The organism is Sphingomonas corticis (genome assembly GCF_012035195.1).
In the GTDB taxonomy this organism is placed as follows: Bacteria; Pseudomonadota; Alphaproteobacteria; order Sphingomonadales; family Sphingomonadaceae; genus Sphingomonas; species Sphingomonas corticis.
Genome location: NZ_JAAVJH010000003.1, coordinates 391,465 through 409,152, shown reverse-complemented (window position 1 = coordinate 409,152; position 17,688 = coordinate 391,465). Strand labels below are relative to the sequence as shown.

At 73.4% G+C, this 17,688-nt stretch carries 15 protein-coding genes; 3 read left to right on the top strand and 12 right to left on the bottom strand.

Annotated elements, in window-relative coordinates:
• Positions 1-21: 21 nt before the first annotated feature.
• The 12 genes from HBH26_RS07010 to HBH26_RS06955 all read right to left on the bottom strand — a co-directional run bounded on the left by HBH26_RS07010 (position 22) and on the right by HBH26_RS06955 (position 15,689).
• On the bottom strand, positions 22-1,914 hold the full coding sequence (locus tag HBH26_RS07010; RefSeq protein ID WP_168133860.1) for an XrtA/PEP-CTERM system amidotransferase: 1,893 nt from the start codon (positions 1,912-1,914) through the stop codon (positions 22-24).
• A 112-nt stretch (positions 1,915-2,026) separates the two neighbouring features.
• A complete protein-coding gene (gene xrtA / locus HBH26_RS07005) occupies positions 2,027-3,631 on the bottom strand; it encodes an exosortase A (RefSeq protein ID WP_168133859.1) in 1,605 nt (534 codons plus the stop codon).
• Complete coding sequence (locus tag HBH26_RS07000; RefSeq protein WP_168133858.1) at positions 3,628-4,770, bottom strand: TIGR03087 family PEP-CTERM/XrtA system glycosyltransferase; 1,143 nt, start codon at positions 4,768-4,770, stop codon at positions 3,628-3,630. Before HBH26_RS07000 ends, xrtA begins: the two co-directional genes overlap by 4 nt.
• A 46-nt stretch (positions 4,771-4,816) precedes the next feature.
• A complete protein-coding gene (locus HBH26_RS06995; protein WP_168133857.1) occupies positions 4,817-5,845 on the bottom strand; it encodes a FemAB family XrtA/PEP-CTERM system-associated protein in 1,029 nt (342 codons plus the stop codon).
• The gene (locus HBH26_RS06990; RefSeq protein ID WP_168133856.1) at positions 5,842-6,693 is read right to left on the bottom strand and encodes an XrtA system polysaccharide deacetylase; all 852 of its coding nucleotides are present in this window, start codon (positions 6,691-6,693) and stop codon (positions 5,842-5,844) included. Before HBH26_RS06990 ends, HBH26_RS06995 begins: the two co-directional genes overlap by 4 nt.
• Positions 6,690-7,745, bottom strand: a complete 1,056-nt coding sequence (locus HBH26_RS06985; protein WP_168133855.1) for an ExeA family protein — start codon at positions 7,743-7,745, stop codon at positions 6,690-6,692. The genes HBH26_RS06990 and HBH26_RS06985 overlap by 4 nt, the downstream gene beginning before the upstream one ends.
• 13 nt (positions 7,746-7,758) lie before the next feature.
• A complete protein-coding gene (locus HBH26_RS06980) occupies positions 7,759-9,375 on the bottom strand; it encodes a hypothetical protein (RefSeq protein WP_168133961.1) in 1,617 nt (538 codons plus the stop codon).
• A gap of 131 nt (positions 9,376-9,506) precedes the next feature.
• Positions 9,507-10,478: an AAA family ATPase gene (locus HBH26_RS06975; protein WP_168133854.1), complete on the bottom strand. Its 972-nt coding sequence runs from the start codon at positions 10,476-10,478 to the stop codon at positions 9,507-9,509.
• Positions 10,475-11,998: an XrtA system polysaccharide chain length determinant gene (locus tag HBH26_RS06970; protein WP_168133853.1), complete on the bottom strand. Its 1,524-nt coding sequence runs from the start codon at positions 11,996-11,998 to the stop codon at positions 10,475-10,477. Before HBH26_RS06970 ends, HBH26_RS06975 begins: the two co-directional genes overlap by 4 nt.
• 1 nt (position 11,999) lies before the next feature.
• Complete coding sequence (locus HBH26_RS06965) at positions 12,000-12,626, bottom strand: XrtA/PEP-CTERM system exopolysaccharide export protein (RefSeq protein ID WP_168133852.1); 627 nt, start codon at positions 12,624-12,626, stop codon at positions 12,000-12,002.
• 361 nt (positions 12,627-12,987) lie between these two features.
• On the bottom strand, positions 12,988-14,211 hold the full coding sequence (locus HBH26_RS06960) for a pyridoxal-dependent decarboxylase, exosortase A system-associated (RefSeq protein ID WP_168133851.1): 1,224 nt from the start codon (positions 14,209-14,211) through the stop codon (positions 12,988-12,990).
• Positions 14,208-15,689, bottom strand: coding sequence for an AMP-binding protein (locus tag HBH26_RS06955; protein ID WP_168133960.1), 1,482 nt, complete (start codon positions 15,687-15,689; stop codon positions 14,208-14,210). The genes HBH26_RS06960 and HBH26_RS06955 overlap by 4 nt, the downstream gene beginning before the upstream one ends.
• 104 nt (positions 15,690-15,793) lie before the next feature.
• On the opposite strand from HBH26_RS06955, the gene HBH26_RS06950 reads away from it, so the two are divergent.
• From HBH26_RS06950 to HBH26_RS06940, 3 genes are all read left to right on the top strand, one after another.
• Positions 15,794-16,051: an acyl carrier protein gene (locus tag HBH26_RS06950; RefSeq protein ID WP_168133959.1), complete on the top strand. Its 258-nt coding sequence runs from the start codon at positions 15,794-15,796 to the stop codon at positions 16,049-16,051.
• A gap of 181 nt (positions 16,052-16,232) precedes the next feature.
• Positions 16,233-16,919, top strand: a complete 687-nt coding sequence (locus HBH26_RS06945; protein WP_239024607.1) for an alpha/beta hydrolase family protein — start codon at positions 16,233-16,235, stop codon at positions 16,917-16,919.
• Positions 16,907-17,662 (top strand): hydrolase 1, exosortase A system-associated, encoded by a 756-nt coding sequence (locus tag HBH26_RS06940; RefSeq protein ID WP_168133850.1) that lies wholly within the window; start codon positions 16,907-16,909, stop codon positions 17,660-17,662. The genes HBH26_RS06945 and HBH26_RS06940 overlap by 13 nt, the downstream gene beginning before the upstream one ends.
• The last annotated feature ends 26 nt before the right edge of the window (positions 17,663-17,688 follow it).

Here is a 17,688-nt window from a genome sequence, read left to right as displayed (position 1 = left end):
CGAACGGGATCGAGTGATCCATCACCCGAACAGCCGCACCAAACTCCGCTCCAGCATGACGAATTGCCACAAGGTCCGCCCGTGCTCCTCGCGGCCCGCGCGATGCGCCTCCGCCAGCCGCCCGAGCCGCTCGAGGTCGAACCATCCCGTTCGCGCCAGCGTGCGCGAGCGGGCCAGCGCGGTGGCCTGTTCCGCCAGCGGGCCGCGGAACCAGGCGCTCACCGGCGTCACGAACCCCATCTTCGGCCGATACAGGATGTCGCGTGGCAGGTAGCGCTGCATCGCCTTCTTCATCAGCCACTTGCCCTCGCCCCCGCGCAACCGCATCGAGGAGGGAAGCCGCGCCGCCAACTCGACCAGCCGGTGGTCGAGCAGCGGCTCGCGCGCCTCCAGGCTGACGGCCATGCTGGTGCGGTCGGTCTTCGTCAGGATGTCGCCGGGCAGCCAGATCGCCATGTCGGCATATTGCGCGCGGTCCAGCGCGTCGCGCGCGGGCGCGTCGCGCATCGCCGCTACGTAGCGGTCCTCGGCACGATGGCCCTGCAAGGCGCCACGCGCCGCGTCGGTCAGCAGCGCGGCGCGCAGCTCAGGCGTGGTGACGCCGACCGAGCGGGCGTATCCTTCCGCCCCGTCGCGCGCCAGGTTCATGAGCGTCGCCTTCGCGCGCAGCGGGCGCGGTGCCCAGTCCGCCTTGGGCCAGGCCGCGCCCAGCGCACCGAACAGCGGGGAGCGCACGCCGGCGGGGATCAGGCCGCGCACGCGCTCCTCCGCCGCCTGGAAGCGGTGGCGGCGATAGCCGGCCAGCGCCTCGTCCGCGCCATCGCCAGACAGGGCCACCGTCACCTGCTCGCGCGCCAGCGCGCACACCTGCCAGGTGGCGAGCGCGGAGGCGTCGGCGAAGGGTTCGTCGAAGGCGTGGACCAAGGTGGGGATCAGCGCGAAATCATCGCTCCTCACCACCCGTTCGCGATGGTCGGTGGCGAAGCGCGCGGCGACGCCGGCGGCATGGGCGCGCTCGTCGTGCCCCGCCTCGTCGAAGCCGATCGTGCAGGTCTTGACCGCGTGGCGGCTCGCCTCCGCCATCAGCGCGACGACCGCGGAACTGTCCACCCCGCCGGAGAGAAACGCGCCGAGCGGCACGTCGGCGACCATGCGGCTGGTGACGCCCTCGCGCAGGCGGTGGAGTAGCTCCTCCTCCAGCGCCGCGACCGACCCGCGCGCGCGGTCGGCGAACGACAGTTGCCACCAGCGTTGCGGCGCGGGCACGGGCTTTCCTCGCTCCAGCAGCAGGAAATGGCCGGCGGGCAGCTTCTTCACGCCCGCGACTAAGCAGGCGTCGTCGGGCACGTAGCCGAAGGCGAGGAAATCCTCCACCGCGCGCACGTCGGGCGCGCGGCGCAGCAGCGGATGGGCGACCAGGCCCTTCAGCTCCGACGCGAAGGCCAGCGCGCCGTCGGACAGCTCGACATAGTGGAGCGGCTTCACGCCCATGCGGTCGCGCGCCAGGAACAGCGTCTGCGTCCGGGCATCGTGGATGGCGAAGGCGAACATGCCGTTCAGCCGGTCGAGCAGCGAGGGCCCCCATTCGGCATAGCCTTGCAGCAGCACCTCGGTGTCGCCGTCGCTGCGGAAGACGCGGCCGCGCGATTCCAGCTCGCGGCGCAGGTCGCGGAAATTGTAGATCTCGCCGTTGAAGACGATCGCGTGGCGCTCGTCCGCATCCACCATCGGCTGGGGCGATCCGGCGAGGTCGATGATCGACAGGCGGCGGTGCGCCAGCCCCACGCCGGGCGCGGTCCACGTGCCCGCGCCGTCCGGCCCGCGATGCGCCATCGCCTCGCCCATCGCGCGCACCCGCGCCGGATCGACCGGCTTCGCCACGGCGGGATAGAACAGCCCCGCGAACCCGCACATGCCCGATCTAAGCCCCTAGCCGTTCGTGGTGAGGAGAGGCTGAGCTTGTCGAAGCCTCGTCTCGAACCGCCCTTGCCCTTCGAGACGGCCTTTCGACAAGCTCAATGCCTCCTCAGGACGAACGAGGATAGACGATTCGATCCGCCGCCGCGTCGACCGGCCCCAGTGCCGCGCGAAAGGCACGGATCGCCGCCACCGCGTCTGGCCCGGTCGCCGACAGATGGATCGCGACCGCGACCTGCGTTCCGCCGTCCAGCTTGTCGCGCACCGTCGCGATCTTCGCGCGCGTGCCGCTGCCGGTCAGCGTGCCGCCGACGCGGTACCAGGTCGCGACGACGCGCTCGACCGGGCGGCCGTCCGCCCCCGCGGCGACGATCCGCACCGCCGCGCCGCCGTCGATCGCGGGCAGGTCCGCCACGCGGGTCCAGCGCGTCGCCTCGCCCAGCACCCCGATGCCGTAGCCGACCAGCTCACGGCCTTCGCGCTGGCCGGCGATCACGGCCACGCCCATGTCGACGGCGCGCCCGTGCGCCTGGCGATAGCGACCGTAGAGATAATGGTCCGCGGCGGGATAGACCGGCTGCCACGGCATGCCGTTTATCGCCGCGCGCTGCCAGCCCGCGACCGCGGGCAGGTCGATCCGCGCCGGCAGCGGCGCGGCGCGCGCGGCGACGGCGGCGCTCCACGCCGGGAAGGTCGCGGCGGTGGCGAGGACGAGCGCGGCGGCGACCGCCGGGTGGAGCGTCATCCGCGGCTCGGTGCCGATCCGCGCGGGATCGAAGGCGGGGTCGTCGGGCGCGCGATCGAACCGGCGCCACGCGCCGGCCATCAGCGCCGCCATCACGACCGCGAAGAAGATCCAGCCGTAGACGATATGGTCGAACCCCGTCGCCGCCTCCACGCTGGTCAGGTGCGCGGCATAGATGGTGGCGAAGGCGCGCACCGCATTGGCAAGGACCGGAACGACGACGCAGGCCAGGAGGAACAGCGCCCGCCGGCGCCAGCCGCGGAAAGCCACGTTGGCGACCAGTGCGCCATAGGCCAGCATGGCCAGCACGAACTTCGCGCCCGAGCACGCCTCCGCGACCTCGAACCAATAGCGCCCGGCGTGGATCAGCACGCCGTCCACGACCGCGGGCACGCCGGCGAGGTGGAGCATCGGCAGCACCATCGCGACGGTCGCGTCCTGCAACGGCGGCTCCAGCCCGTCGCCGAGCGGGATCATGAAGCCGGCATAGGCGAGCGGGAACAGCAGCCCGCGCGCGACCGCGGGACCGAGGCAGGCGACCACCGCGCCCTCCACCATCACCAGCAGCCCCGCCTGCCGCGCCAGCGCGACGCTGCCCGCATCGCCGAGCAGCCACGCGAACCCACCCGCGGCGACGATCGCGACGCCAGGAAGCCAGCCGACAGGACGCAGCGCCGCGACCTCGCGCCGGCGGGTCCATATCAGCCAGGCGACGACGGGCGCGATGAAGAGGCAGTGGCCGAAGGTGGTGCTGGTCCACCAGATGCGCGCGACGTCGCGCACGTCCTGCCGGAACAGCGCGAGGAGGAGAGTGGCGGTGACGGCGAGGATGGCGAGGTGGCGGGGCCAAGTCCCCGCCCCGCCCCGGCCAACACCGGGGCCCAGTCGCGGAGGCGGCCGTTGCGGCTCGCCGATGTCGCCCAACTGGACCCCGGCGCTCGCCGGGGTGGTGGCGATCGTCGGCGTCATGCCGCGGCCTTCAGGGAAGCCAGCCCCAGCATCGCGTCGAGCGGCGCCAGCGCGGCGTCCCAGCCGTAGCGCGCCACCACCCGCGCGCGCGCGGCGGGGCCGAGGCCGGCGGGATCGTCCAGCAGTGCGCACACCGCCTCCGCGCCTTCGCCGACGCGGATCGTGCCGGCATGGTCGATCCCTTCCGCCGCCGCCGCCGAGGCGAGGACGGGGCGCGCCATCGCCATCGCCTCGAGCACCTTGTTCTGCACCCCGCGGGCGATCAGCAGCGGCGCGACGACCACGTCAGACGCGGCGAGCCAGCCGCGCACGTCGGGGACCTCGCCCGTCACGATCACGCTTTCCCCGGCCAGTGCCCGCACCGCGGTGGTCGGCGCGCGGCCGACGATGGCGAAGCGCACGTCGGCGTGACGCGCGCGGACCGCCGGCAGCATCTCGCGCGCGAAGGCGACCACCGCCTCCACGTTGGGGCGATAGTCCATCTGTCCGATGAAGGTGACGAGCCGCCCCTGCCCGACCACCGGCGCGAAGGGAGCGGCGGGATCGAAGACGGCGGTGTCGATGCCGTTCTCCAGCACGCGCCCGCCCGGCACCAGCGTCGCCTCCGCCGCGCTGACGAAGAGGGCGGCGTCGACGTTCGCGGCGACCTGTCGCTCGTAGGCGCCGAGCAGCCGCGCCTCGCGCCGCATCGGCCAGGCGAGCGGCCCGCGGGCATAGGCGGCGAACTTCGCCGAATCAGCGTCGACGAAGTCCATGATGCGCCGGCCGTGCGCGGGCAGATATTGCGCCATCTGCCCGGAGAAGGCGTAGGTGGCGGCGACCGGATGGCGCGCCACGATGTCGCGCACCGCGGCATGGACGCGCGCGTCGTCGAACGCGGCCAGCGAGACCGGACGCCCGCCGGCCAGCGCCTCCGCCGCGGCACGCGCGCGCGACTTCGTGCGATGGACGACGACGCACTCGCCCAGCATCGCGCGGAAGGCGGGCGGCACGTCCACGTCCGCGGCGGTATCGGCGAAGGCAACGAGGTGCACGCGTGCGCGCGCGGCGAGGTGCCGCAGCACGTGGAAGCTGCGGATGCGGTCGCCGCGGTCGGGCGGGAACGGCACGCGATGCGCGAGGAACAGGATGTCGGTCATCGGCCATGCCTGCTCGGCACAAGGGAGAGGATGGAGGCGGCGGGCCTCACCCCAGCCCCCGGCTGATCCACGGCCCGACCGCATTGGCGAGCGGCAGCGGCAGGCGCCGCCACGTGCGCACCATCAGCGCGTATCTCGGGTCCAGCGGGTTCACCACGCGGGGGGCGCCCGCGCTCCACGTCGCATAGGCGAGCGGGCGCGGCTCGAAGCCCCAGTTCTTCTTGAACGCCGCCGCGCCCGTCCCGGCCTTCGACCGGCCGAAGTCGAAGCGCGTGCAGCCGCGCGCGCGGGCGTGCGCCATCAGCGCGACATACATCCGGTCGTTGGCGCGCAGTTCCCGCGCCTCTCGCGTGCCGCCGCCCCAATAGGGATGGACGGTGCCGCGCCAGTAGAGGCTCAGCACGCTCGCCACCGCGCGGCCGCGATGGCGCACGGTCAGCACGTCGGCGTCCATCGTCGCCAGCACGGCGCGGAACAGCGCGCGCGGGAAGACCGGCGTGCCCAGGTTGCGCACCGATTCGGCGTAGACGCGGTGGTGCACGTCCGCGTCGGCGTGGATGTCGATCGTCAGGTCGGCGGCCAGCGCCTTGCGCACCTCGGCGCGCTGCTTGCGCGGAATGGCGAGCAGCTGCGCCTCGTCGTCGCCGGCGAGGTCGCGCGCGAAGCCCACGTAGGTCGCGGCATCCACCGCCCAACCCGCCGGCGCCGCGCCGCCGCGCAGCTCCACCGAGGGGCAGCCGAGCGTCGCCGCCAGCGCGCTGGCGCCCGAGGCGAGCGCCTCCGCCTCGCCCAGCGCGCCGCCGTCGACGGCGAAGCCGCAGGACACCAGCGCCCGGCCGAACAGCGGCGAGCGCACGTGCGTCATCGGCAGGACGCCCGCCAGCGTGCCGTTGGCGCGCTCCGCCATCAGCGTGATCGCGCGCTGGCCGCACGCCGCCTCCACCGCCTCGCCCCAGGCGGGCAGGTGGAAGGGCGTGGCACCGGGATGCGCGCGCACGAACGCCTCGATCCGCGCCCGGTCGGACGGTCGCGCGCGGCGCACGCCGACGGGGGCGCGGAGCAGCGGCGCGGTCATGCCGCCAGCCTGTCGCCCGGCAGCCGCTCGACCACGTGGTCGACGCGGCCCCAGGCGTGGCGGCGGATCAGCCCGTCCAGCTTCCCCGCCATCGCCTTCAGCCGGCTGTAGTGGCGCAATCGCGAGCGCAGCGGCGCATGGGCGACGCGGGGCTGGCCGGGATCGACCTCCCACGGATGAAAGTAGAAGATGCCCGGCTGCGCCTGCGCATTGGACTGGCGGATGGCGAGGTCGGTCAGCGCGGCGGGGAGCAGGCGGAAGAAGCCGCCCCCCGTCGCGACGCGCCGCCCGGCGATCTGCGCCACCGTCACCGGCAGCTCGACCAGCGCGGCATCGGCGTGCGGGCGCCATGCGAAGCGCGGCGACCCATGCCAGCCGTAATGGTCGTGGCGCAGCGGCGCGACGCTGCTGGAGTAGAGATAGCCTTCCTCCGCCAGTACCGCGTGCGCCCAGGGCGTGCGCGCGTCGATGGAGAAGCTGGGCGCGCGATAGCCGGTGACGGCGACGCCGGCGGCATCCTCCAGCGCGGCCTTCGCGCGGGCGAGGTCGGCGCGGAAGGCGGCGGCGTCGAGCGTGAAGACGCGCGCGTGGTCCCAGCCGTGGCTGGCGATCTCATGCCCCTCTTCGACGATGCGGCGGACCAGTCGCGGGTGGCGCGCCGCGACCCAGCCGAGCGTGAAGAAGGTCGCCTTCACCCCCGCGGCGGCGAACAGGTCCAGCACGCGCGCGCTGTTGTCGGCAACGCGCGATTCCAGCGCGTCCCAGTCGGCACGGTCGATCGTGCGCTCGAAGGCGCCGACCTGGAACCACTCCTCGACGTCGACGGACAGCGCGTTCAGCACGGTCATGCCGCGCCCCGCAGCGCCTCCGGCACGGCGTCCTTCTCGACCCAGTCCATCAGCAGCGTCAGCACGCGGCGCAGCGCCTCGTCCTGCTCGGCGATGCGTGCCTCCAGCGTGGCGACGCGCGCGTCGAGCGCATGTTCGTCATGCCGGGCGGCGCGGGGCGCGGCTTCTTCCACCGGCGGGGCGATGGCGACGGCATCCTCCTCCGGCTCGACCACCACCGAAGGGGCGACGGGGGCGGGCAGTTCGACCCCCTGGTCCGCCATCACCGCGGCGACCAGCGCGGCGTCGATCGTGTCGGCCTGCATCACCGAGGCGTGGAGGAGCGCGCGGGTCATCACCTGGTTCACGCGGCGCGGCACGCCGTCGCTGGCGGCGTGGATCGCGGCGCAGGCGTCGTCGGCGATGACGGGACGCCCCTGCCAGCCCGCGACCTGGAGGCGGTGCGCGACATAGGCCGCGATCTCGTCCGCGCCCATCGGATCGAGGTGGTGGATCGCGATCACGCGCTGGCGCAGCTGCTCCAGCCGCTCCGACCCGTTCAGCCGCTCGCGGAACTCCGGCTGGCCCAGCAGGAAGATCTGCAGCATGGCGTGCCCGCCCGCCTGGAAGTTGCTGAGCATCCGCAGCTCCTCCAGCGCGGAGACGGGAAGCGCCTGCGCCTCGTCGACGACCAGCAACGTGCGCCGCCCGCTGCGCGCCACGGCGTGGAGGCCGCGCTCGATCGCCAGCAGCAGTTCCGCCTTGGACTTCCCCTCGGGCGCGACGCCCAGCCCGTCGGCGACGATGCGCAGCAGGTCCTCCGCGCGCACCGCGGTGGACACGATGCGGATCGCGTTCAGGCTGGCGGGGTCGATCCGCTCCATCAGGTGGCCGACCAGCGTCGTCTTGCCCGCGCCGATGTCGCCGGTGATGACGATGAAGCCCTCGCCCTGCGCCAGGCCGTAGCCCAGGTACGCCATCGCCTTGCGGTGCGTGGCGGTGTCGAACCAGAAGCGCGGGTCGGGCGTCAGCTGGAACGGGCGGTCGGAGAGGCCGAAGAAGGCGTCGTACATCGTCGTTCGTCCGTCAGAAGGTGTAGCGCGCGCCGAGCAGCGCCTGTGCCGACCACTGGGTATCGAACCCCTCCTGGTCGAAGCCGTAGAGGCCGATCGAGGCGAGCGTGCCGAGCCGGCCGAGCTGGAGCGAGTAGGTGGCATTGGCGCCGCCGCCGTAAACGTCGCCGCCCGCGCCCAGCCCGTTCGCCAGCCCGCTGGAATACCAGCTGCCGAAGACGGTCAGGTCGATGGCGGAGATGCGTGACAGGTCGCGGCCGTAGAAGGCCTGGGCGTAGGCGCTCTGGTCCTCCAGCCCGTAGGTGACGATGCCGGGCACGCCGCCCCCGGTGCCTGACCGGGGCGCATTGAAGCGGCGGTTGGCGTACCCCCCGCCGATGCCGAAGCGGGTGCGGCCGTAGCTGGCGCTCAGCACGGCGTCGATGCCGCGCGCGCGGTAGCTGGCGGTCGCGATCGACTGGAACACGTCGTTCAGGCAGCCACCTGCGCCGGCGCCGCCGGTGCCGGGCCGCGCGCCGAAGACGCAGCCGGCGAACTGCTGGCCGAACGGATCGGGCCGCGCCTCGAAGGCGGTCGGCAGCTCGCGCAGCCCGTCGCGCAGCTGGCGGCCGAAGGTCTCGACGCCGTCGTAGGCGACGATCGCCAGGCCGACGTTGCGGTCGATCGCGTAGCTGAGCGAGCCGAAATAGGTCTCGCCGCCGTAGCGCCAGCCCGCGCTCGCCTGCAATTCCAGCCGCGGGCTGGGCCGCCAGATCACCCCGGCGTCGTAGATGAGGCCGTCGGTATCGTAGGCGATCCGTTCCGGCGAAGCCGGGTCGGTGACGTAGCGGCCGTTGCCGTCCAGGAGCGGCGCGCCGGTCGCGTCGACCAGCGGGTCGCGCTGCGTCGCCTTGATCCGTTCGTAGCCCACGCCGCCGCGGATCGCGACATGGCCCGACAGCGGCAGCGTCACGTCGCCGCGGCCGAACCAGCCCTCGTAGGTCTGGTCCAGCTGGCTCGCGTCCTCGCGCTCGTACGCGCCGGACAGCTGGATCGCGAAGGGGAACACCTCGCCCGCCGCGGTGCCCACGGATCCTTGCGCGAGGTGGCTGGTGGACGTGTCGAAATAGTCGAGCCGCTGCACCGGCACCGGGCCGGGGACGTCGGGGGTCTCCACCTTGGTGAAGCCGACGAAATAGCTCGCGCCCACGTTCAGCGGCCCGGCGCGGGTAGCGAGCGAGGGGCCGGCGTAGAGCGAGTAGACCTGCGACACGTTGGCGACGTCGCCGACGAGATTGCCGGGCGCCGCGCCGCGGATGTCGGTACGCGCGCGCGTGGCGATGCCGCCCGCTTCCAGGTTCAGCCCCGGCGCGACCGTCACCGCGGCGCGGGCGAGGCCGGAGTGGACGTCCTGCGTCACCTGATCGTCCGCCCAGTCGAAGCGGCGTTCGTAGCGGTAGCTGATCTGCGCCTGCGACCGCGCGGTGTTGACGCCCGCGTCCACGCCCGCGGCGAGCGAGGTGTACGTCGTGACGTCATCGTTCGACAGGTCCGCGGCGACCGCCTGCGCCACCTCGACATAGGGCTGGACGTAGTGCGCCCGGTCGCTCTGCGCCGCGGCGGGCGTGGCGGCGAGCGAAGCGACGACCATCACCAACACGCCACCCCGGCGTACGCCGGGGTCCAGTTGCGCAAACGTCGGCGATGGAGACGCTTGGTCACCCACCTGGACCCCGGCGTACGCCGGGGTGGAAAGCACGAGATGCGTGCGACCGGACACGATCACCCCTCCTGACCGTAGTAGCTGCCGAAACGCCCGCGCCCCGGCTCGTAGCTGACGGAATTGAGGACCAGCGCGATCTCCTCGCACCCGTCGAGCAGCTGCACCGCCTCGCGCACGTCGGCTTCCGTCGTGCGGTCGGCGCGGACGACCAGCATCACCTGCCCCACCAGCAACGCCAGCACCGAGGCGGGCGAGGCGGCGAGCGCGGGAGGCGTGTCGAACACGATGATGCGGCGCGGGTTGGCCGCGAGCAGCCGGTCCAGCACCTGCTCGGTTCGGCGGCTCGCCAGCAGCTCGGTGTCGGCGTGGCTGCGCTTGCCCGCGGGCAGCAGCGACAGCTGCGGCACGTCGGTGCGCACGACGCAGCTCTCCGGATCGATCGTCGGATCGCCCAGCACGTCGAGCAACCCGGTCGAATCGTCGAGGCCGAGCGATGCCATGACGTCGGGCTTGGCGAAATCGGCGTCGACCAGCAGGATCTCCACGTCGCGCTCGGCGGCGAGGCTGATGGCCAGGTTGATCGCGCAGAAGGTCTTGCCTTCCCCCGGCTTGCCCGATCCGACCAGGATCGTGCGTGCGCGCTCCCCCTTCGGCCCCTCGCCCACCTCGTCCGCCGTCAGCAGCAGCTGGCGCTTGATGAGGCGGAACTCCTCCGCCAGCGCGCCGACGGGGGCGCCGGGCACGAGCATCCCCTTCTCCGCCAGCATCGTGCGGTCGATCAGCGCGATGTCCGACGGCGGGGGGGTCCAGTCCTCCTCGTCCTCGCCGCCATGCGCGAGGAACTCGACCGGGATCGCCGCCAGCGTCGGCATGACGTCGCCGGCCGCGGGCGCGGGCGCCCGCTCGATCGGGCGCACGTCGTCCGCCGGCGCCGGCGCGTCGGCCTGGCGCAGCGCGGCGGGGCTGGCGCGGAAATAGGCGTCGAAGTCGTAGACCCGCGCGGCCTGCTCGATCAGCGATCCCTGCGTCATGCCGCCAGCCCCCGCTGCACCATCTCCAGCCCGAGCAGGCCGACATAGGCGACCGCCAGCGCGGCGGTGGCGCCCGCGAACCACTTCAGCCGGCGGCGGCGCTCCTCCTCCTGCCGGCGCGTCAGCATCTCGCCGACCGAGCCGATCACGGTCATGCCGGACACCTTCTCCAGCCGCTGCGCGGTGGCAAAGGTCGCCTGCACCTGCCCCATCGCGAAGGCGGCGCCCACGCCGGCGAGAAGCCCGGCGACCAGCACGCCCGACAACAGCAGCGGGCGGTTGGGCGCGGTGGGCACGCGCGGCGCGGTGGGCGGGTCGATGACGCTGAACTTCACCGCGTCGGTCTGCGTCTGCGCCTGCGCGCGCAGGCTCACCTGCTCGCGCTGGGCGAGCAGCTGGTCGTACTGGTCCTTCAGCACGGTGGCGCTGCGGTCGATCTCGCCCTGCTCCGCCGCCACGGCGGGATCGCCGGCGAGCTTCGCCGTCAGCTGGTCGAGGTCGCCCTGCAGCTGGCGCCTGCGCATCTGCAACGCGGCGACCGCGGACTGCCGGTCCGCCACCATCGCCTGGAGCGAGAGGAAGGCGGGATTGGCGACGCTGCCGTCGCCGCCCGCCGCCACCGGCTCGCCGCGCGCGGCGGCCTGCGCCAGCGCGAGCTGCTGCTTCAGCGCGACCACGTCCGGATGGTTGTCCGTATACCCGCGCCCGCGCGCGTCGGCGAGCTGGCCCTGGATCGCCGCCAGCCGCGCGCGCGCCGGCCCCATGCCCGGCGCGATGCCGCCACCGCCCGCCACGCTGCGCGGCGTCGCCGCCATCTGCCCCTGCACCGCGGCGAGGCTGCTGGCGGCGGCGGCGAGATCGCCGTCCACCTGGCTCATCTGCGTGCGCGCCGCGCCGATGCGGTCGCTGATCGTGCCCGTGCCCGGCAGCGCGCCCAGGTAGCGGTTCTGGAAATCGGTGCGCTTGGCCTCCGCGTCCTGCAACTTGGCACCCAGCGTGCCGAGCTGACCGTCCAGGAAGGCGAGCGTCTGCGTCGCCTGCCGGCGATCGTCGCTCAGGTTCGTCTCGACGAAGATGTCGATCAGCTTCTGCGTGATCGCGGCGGCCAGCTTCGGCGAGGCGGCGGTGGTGGTGATCTCGAACAGGTTGTTCTGCTGCGCCACCACCTTGATCGCGGTCTGCAACCCGGCGACGCGATCGGCCACGTCGCGGTCGCTGGCGACGCCCTGTGCCAGGTCGGTGCCGCGTACCACCTTCTCCAGGTTCACCGCGCTGGTCAGCGTCTGTCGCACCGTGTCGATGTCCTGCGCCTGCGACGCCGCGACGCCGGGATCGGTGCCCGCGGGCAGGACCGAGCGCATCTGCACGAACACGCGCGCGCGCGAATCGTACTTGCTGGGCATCTGACTGACGACCAGCCAGCCCGCCACGCACACGCACCACGCCACCGCCAGCCCGAGCCAGCGGCGCGTCCACACCGTGTGCAGCGCGATGCGCAGTTCCTCGAACAGGCCCGTCACGTCAGAACATGCTTTCCGGAATGATGATGACGTCGCCCGGCTCCAGCTTCACGTTGGCGCTGGCATCGCCGTTCTTCAGCAGGCGGCCGATGCGCAGGCCGTATTCCTTCTGGGTACCGGTCGCGCGGTCGTATCGGATCAGCCGCGCCTTGTTGCCCGCGGCATATTCGCCGAGCCCGCCCACCGCGATCATCGCGTCCAGCAGCGTCATGTTGGCGCGATAGGGCAGGCTGGCCGGCTTCTGCGTGGCGCCCACGATGCGCACCTGCTGGCTGAACGTGCCGGAGAAGCCGTCGACGATGACGGAGACGATCGGCTCCTTGATATACTCGCCCAGCGCCAGCTTCATGTCGGTGGCCAGCATCGCGGGCGTCTTGCCCACCGCGGGCATGTCCGCGATCAGCGGCGTCGTGATGCGGCCGTCGGGACGCACCTGCACCTTCGCCGACAGCTCGGGATTGCGCCAGACGAAGATCTGCAGGCTGTCGAGCGGGCCGATGACATATTCCTCGCCCGGCTGTTCCTTGGTGGCGACGAAGGTGGCGGGGGGCAGCTCCGACCGGCCGCCGCCGCCCGCGCACCCCGCCAGCAACCCCAGCATCCCCAGCGAAACGCGACCGAACCGCATGAACGAACCTCCACCCGCGCGATGCCGCGCTTTGCGAGGGGCTATGCGGCGGGAGAGGTGAAGATAGCGTTTAGCGTGGTGGGCGCGGCGGCCGGCCTCCTCCCTCCGTTCGCTTCGAGCACAGTCGAGAAGCCCTTCTTCATCGGGCGCGATGCTTCTCGACTTCGCTCCAAGCGAACGGAGGGGGTTGGTGGTTGGCACGGCGAGAGGGGACTCACACGAAGGCACGAAGCCACGAACGAAGAAGAGAGAGAGAGAGAGAGAGAGAGAGAGAGAGAGAGAGAGAGAGAGAGAGAAGATTACTGCCTGCGGCGCAGCCGCCCTGCTTCCTCTCTTCGTGGCTTCGTGTCTTTGTGTGAGGTCATCCCTCGCCAGCCAGCACCTCCGCCGCCGCCGGATGACCGAGGAACGCCGTCGGGCTGGCGGACGCGCCATAAGCTCCAGCCAGGAAGATCGCGATCACGTCGCCCACCTTCGCATGCGGCAGCGCGACGCGGTCGCCGAGCCGGTCGAGCGGAGTGCACAGGCAGCCGACCACCGACGCCTCCTCCGTCGCCGCCTCTCCCATCCGCGTGGCGACCGCCAGCGGATAGTTGCGGCGCACGACGGTGCCGAAATTGCCGCTCGCCGCCAGCTGATGGTGCAGCCCGCCGTCGACGATCAGGAAGGTCTCCCCGCGGCTCTCCTTGCGGTCGACGACGCGGGTCAGATAGACGCCCGCCTCCGCCACCAGCCAGCGGCCCAGCTCGATCGCGAAGCCGGTGCCGGGCAGGTCGGTGGCCGCCAGCGCCTCCGCCAGCGCCGCGCCGATGCGCGCCACGTCCACGGCCACGTCGCCCGCGAAATAGGGCACGCCGAAGCCGCCGCCCAGGTTCAGCATCGGCGGCGCCGCGCCCGCCTCCGCCGCCAGCCGCGTCGCCAGCGCCAGCGTCGCCGCCTGGGTCTCGACGATCGCGCCCGCGTCCAGCGCCTGCGACCCGGCGAAGATGTGGAAGCCGCGCCAGTCCGCCCCGCCGCCGCGGATCGCGCGCACCAGCGCGGCGGCGCGCTCCGCGTCGACGCCGAAGGGCGAAGCGCGGCCGCCCATCTTCATGCCCGACCCCTTCAGCTCCACGTCGGGATTGACGCGCACCGCCAGCCGCGGCGCAATGCCCAGCCGGTCGCCGATCGCCAGCGCCCGCGTCGCTTCCCCCTCGCTCTCGACGTTCAGCGTCGCGCCGGCACGGACGGCGGCCTCCAGCTCCGCGTCGCGCTTGCCCGGCCCGGCGAAGCTGATCGCGCCTCCCGGCTTCACCGCCAGCGCCTTCGCCAGTTCCCCGGCGGAGGCGACGTCCAGCCCGTCCACCAGCGGCGCCACCGCGGCGAGCAGCGGCGGAAAGGGATTGGCCTTCACCGCGTAATGCAGGTCCACCGCCGCCGGCATCGCCGCGCGGAACCGCGCCACCCGCGCGGCGACGATCGCCGGATCGTAGACGAACAGCGGCGATCCGTGCGCGGCCACCCAATCGTCGGCGCTGCGGCCGCCGATGGTCAGCGCGCCCTGCTGGCCGGCGAACTCGGGAGGGATCGGTCCCATCGGCTTCACGCGCGCACCTCCGTCGCGATGGCCGCGCGGTCCAGCTTGCCGTTGGCGTTGCGCGGCAGCACGTCGCGCCATTCGATCCGCGCTGGCTGCATGTACGTGGGCAGGTCGCGCTTCAGCCGCTCTCGCAGCGTCGCCTCCCCGGCGGGATCGCCGCGCGCCACGACGACGATCGCCTGTCCCAGCCGCGCGTCCGCCACGCCCACGGCGACCGCCTCCGCCGCCTCCGGCCCGGCCGTCACCGCCTCCTCGATCTCCTGCGGGCTCAGGCGGTTGCCGGCGGTCTTTATCATTTCGTCGTCGCGCCCGACGAAGCGGAGCAGCCCGTCCGCATCGGCGACCACGGTGTCGCCCGACCACACCGCCATGCCGCGGTGGCGCGCATGCGCCGGCGCGGGGCGGAAGCGCGCCGCGGTCCGCTCCGGATCCCGCCAATATCCCTGCGCCACCAACGGGCCGGCGTGCACCAGCTCGCCCGGCTCCCCCGCCGCCGCCGCGCTGCCGTCGCCGCGCACCACCAGCACCTCGGCGAAGGGGATGGCGCGACCGATCGAATCGGGATGCGCGTCGACCAGCGCCGGGTCGAGATACGTCGACCGGAACGCTTCGGTCAGGCCGTACATCGGGAACAGCCGCGCCGCCGGGAAGCGCGCGCGCAACGCGCGGACCATCGCGGGGGTCAGCGCCCCGCCCGAGTTGGTCAGCCGCCGCAGCGTCCCCGCGGTCCCGGCGGGCCAGTCGGCCTCCAGCAGCTGCGTCCACAGCGGCGGCACGCCCGCCAGCGTGGTCGCGCCGACGCGCGCCACCGCCTTCACCACGTCGCGCGGCGTCAGATAGTCGAGCGGCGCCACCGCCGCGCCCGCGATCCAGGTCGAGAACAGCTGGTTCTGCCCGTAGTCGAAGGACAGCGGCAGCACCGCCAGCACCCGGTCGTCCGGTTCGATGCCGAGATAGTAGGCCACCGACACCGCGCCGAGCCACAGGTTCGCGTGGCTCAGCATCACGCCCTTGGGCCGGCCGGTCGAACCCGAGGTGTAGAGGATCGCCGCCAGTCCCTGCGGATCGGCGGTGGAGCGGGGCAGCGCGTCGCCCTCCCCCGCCTCCGTCGCCACCCGCGGCGCGTCGCCCGGCTCCAGCGTCGCCGCCCGCACCGCCTGCGTCAGCAGCAGCCGCGCGCCGCTGTCGGCCAGGATATGCGCCACCTGCGCGCGCTTCAGCACCGGATTGACCGGCACGTGCACCAGCCCCGCGCGTGCCGCGGCGAGCGGGATCAGGCAGGCGGTGGCGGTCTTCGGCAGCCAGGTCGCGACGCGGTCGCCGGGCGCGAGGTCCTGGGCCGCCAGCCAGCCGGCGAGCCGCGCCACCGCCGCTTCCGCCTCCGCCACGGTCGTCACCGCGTCGCGCAGGACCAGCGCGGGCGCGTCCGGCGCGCCGCGCAGGGCGTGGTCGATCGGTTGCGGAACGGGGTCGAGCGGCACCATGGCCGCCTCATAGCGCCAAGCCGTTGCGGATTTCATCCCCCGCGCCTATCGCTCCGCCTTCGCGGGCGCAGCAATACGGGGAGAGGCGCGTGAGGGCGGAGGGCATGGATCAGGTGGAGGACACCGTCCGCGCGGTGCTGCGCGACGTGCTGTCGCTGGACGCGGGCCGCGTCGCCGGGTTCGACGCCGATACCGAGTTGTTCGGCGCGCTGCCCGAACTCGACTCGATGGCGGTGGCGGGCGTGCTGACCGAACTGGAGGATCGGCTGGGCATCGTCATCGACGACGACGAGGTGGACGGCGAGATGCTGGAGACCTTCGGCGCGCTCACCCGCTTCGCCGCGGGCAAGGCGCTGGTCTGACGCCGCGATCAGCCCAGGCCGTCGAACGCGGCGCCGACGCGGCTCCCCGTGTCGAGGAGGAACGTCGCGGCCAGCAACGCTACCAGCAGGGCCGCCGCGAGATGGCGCTTGGTCCGGTCCGTCACGACAACTCCCCTCGTAAGTCGCTGATCTTTAGGCGGAACGATCCTCGGTTGCGCAGATGCAGATCAAGGCGGGCGATCGTTTCGGCGTGGCGGGCGTGACCCAGCGGGCGGAACGCTGCGCCAACGGCGAGGCGATGCTGCGCTTCGGCCCCGCGCAAGGGCCCACCGTTCTCGCCGCTGCCGCATTGTTCGAGGAGGGCAACCGCACCCGCGCGCTGCTGGTCGAGGTGCTGCGGCGCCTGGCCGCGCGCGGGATCGGCGCGGCGCTGCCCGACCTGCCGGGCCAGAACGACAGCCTGGTCCCCACCGCCGACGCTCGGCTGGCCGAGTGGCGCGCAGCCTTCGCCGCCGTGGCGGCGGAGCTGCCCGGCCCGGTCCACGTCGTCGCGCTGCGCGGCGGGGCGCTGCTCGACGCGGAGGCGCGGGTGGCGAGCCGCTGGTACCTGTCGCCCGTTTCCGGCGCGGCGCAGGTGCGCGAATGGCGGCGCGTCCGCGCGCTCGGCGGCGCGGCGGACTATGCGGGCAATGCGATCGACGAGGCGATGGTCGCCGCGCTGGCGGCGGCGGAGCCGTGGGTCGCGGGGCCGCTGCGCGTGGTGCGGCTGGACGGCGACCCGCGCGCGGCCGACCGGCACGTTCCCGGCGCTCCGCTGTGGCGCGCCAGCGAGCCGCGCGGCGACGCGGCGCTTGCCCGCGTGCTCGCCGACGACATCGCCGCATGGATCGAACGATGCGCGACGTGATCGCCATCGCGTGCGACGGCGAGACGCTGATGGCGACGCTGGACCGGGCGGCGGGCGCCACCGGGGTGCTGATCGTGTCCGGCGGCAACGAGGTGCGCGCGGGCGCACATCGCGGCATGGCGATGCTGGCGGCGCGGCTGGCCGCGCGCGGCCTTTGCGTCCTCCGCTACGATCGCCGGGGGATCGGCGATTCGACCGGGGAGAACCGCGGCTTCGCGGCCGCCGCGCCCGACCTGGCCGCCGCGCTCGCCGCCTTGCGTGAGACCGGCGTGACGCGCGTCGTCGGCTACGGCAATTGCGACGCCGCCACGCTGCTGGCGGGCGCGGGCGCGTTGATGGGGATCGACGCCGTCGTGCTGAGCAATCCGTGGACGGGCGCGGAGGCGGACGACCTGCCACCGGCGGCGGCGATCCGCGCGGGCTATGCCGCCAGCCTGCGCGATCCCGCCGAGTGGCGGCGGCTGCTGCGCGGCGGCGTCGACCTGCGCAAGCTGGCGCGCGGCGTGGCGAAGCTGCTGCGTCCGGCTCGGGCGGAGGTGCCGCCGGTCGTCGGCGCGATCGAGCGCTGGGGCACGCGCGCGACGGTGGTCCTGGCCGCGGGCGACGCCACCGCCCTCGCCTTCGCCGCCGCCGCGCGCGGCTCGGCGATCGTGCCGGTGATGGTCGACACCGCCTCGCACAGCTTCGCCCGCGCGGGCGACATCGACGCGGTGGAACGGGCGATCCTGCACGCGGCAGGCTGACCCGCTCGGCCGCCCGAAGGTTCGCG

Excerpts from the sequence above, each read along its gene's own strand:
- HBH26_RS07010 (WP_168133860.1), bottom strand. The coding sequence starts at position 1,914 with ATGTGCGGGTTCGCGGGGCTGTTCTATCCCGCCGTGGCGAAGCCGGTC.
- xrtA (WP_168133859.1), bottom strand. The coding sequence starts at position 3,631 with ATGACGCCGACGATCGCCACCACCCCGGCGAGCGCCGGGGTCCAGTTG.
- HBH26_RS07000 (WP_168133858.1), bottom strand. The coding sequence starts at position 4,770 with ATGACCGACATCCTGTTCCTCGCGCATCGCGTGCCGTTCCCGCCCGAC.
- HBH26_RS06995 (WP_168133857.1), bottom strand. The coding sequence starts at position 5,845 with ATGACCGCGCCGCTGCTCCGCGCCCCCGTCGGCGTGCGCCGCGCGCGA.
- HBH26_RS06990 (WP_168133856.1), bottom strand. The coding sequence starts at position 6,693 with ATGACCGTGCTGAACGCGCTGTCCGTCGACGTCGAGGAGTGGTTCCAG.
- HBH26_RS06985 (WP_168133855.1), bottom strand. The coding sequence starts at position 7,745 with ATGTACGACGCCTTCTTCGGCCTCTCCGACCGCCCGTTCCAGCTGACG.
- HBH26_RS06980 (WP_168133961.1), bottom strand. The coding sequence starts at position 9,375 with ATGGTCGTCGCTTCGCTCGCCGCCACGCCCGCCGCGGCGCAGAGCGAC.
- HBH26_RS06975 (WP_168133854.1), bottom strand. The coding sequence starts at position 10,478 with ATGACGCAGGGATCGCTGATCGAGCAGGCCGCGCGGGTCTACGACTTC.
- HBH26_RS06965 (WP_168133852.1), bottom strand. The coding sequence starts at position 12,626 with ATGCGGTTCGGTCGCGTTTCGCTGGGGATGCTGGGGTTGCTGGCGGGG.
- HBH26_RS06955 (WP_168133960.1), bottom strand. The coding sequence starts at position 15,689 with ATGGTGCCGCTCGACCCCGTTCCGCAACCGATCGACCACGCCCTGCGC.
- HBH26_RS06950 (WP_168133959.1), top strand. The coding sequence starts at position 15,794 with ATGGATCAGGTGGAGGACACCGTCCGCGCGGTGCTGCGCGACGTGCTG.
- HBH26_RS06945 (WP_239024607.1), top strand. The coding sequence starts at position 16,233 with ATGCAGATCAAGGCGGGCGATCGTTTCGGCGTGGCGGGCGTGACCCAG.
- HBH26_RS06940 (WP_168133850.1), top strand. The coding sequence starts at position 16,907 with ATGCGCGACGTGATCGCCATCGCGTGCGACGGCGAGACGCTGATGGCG.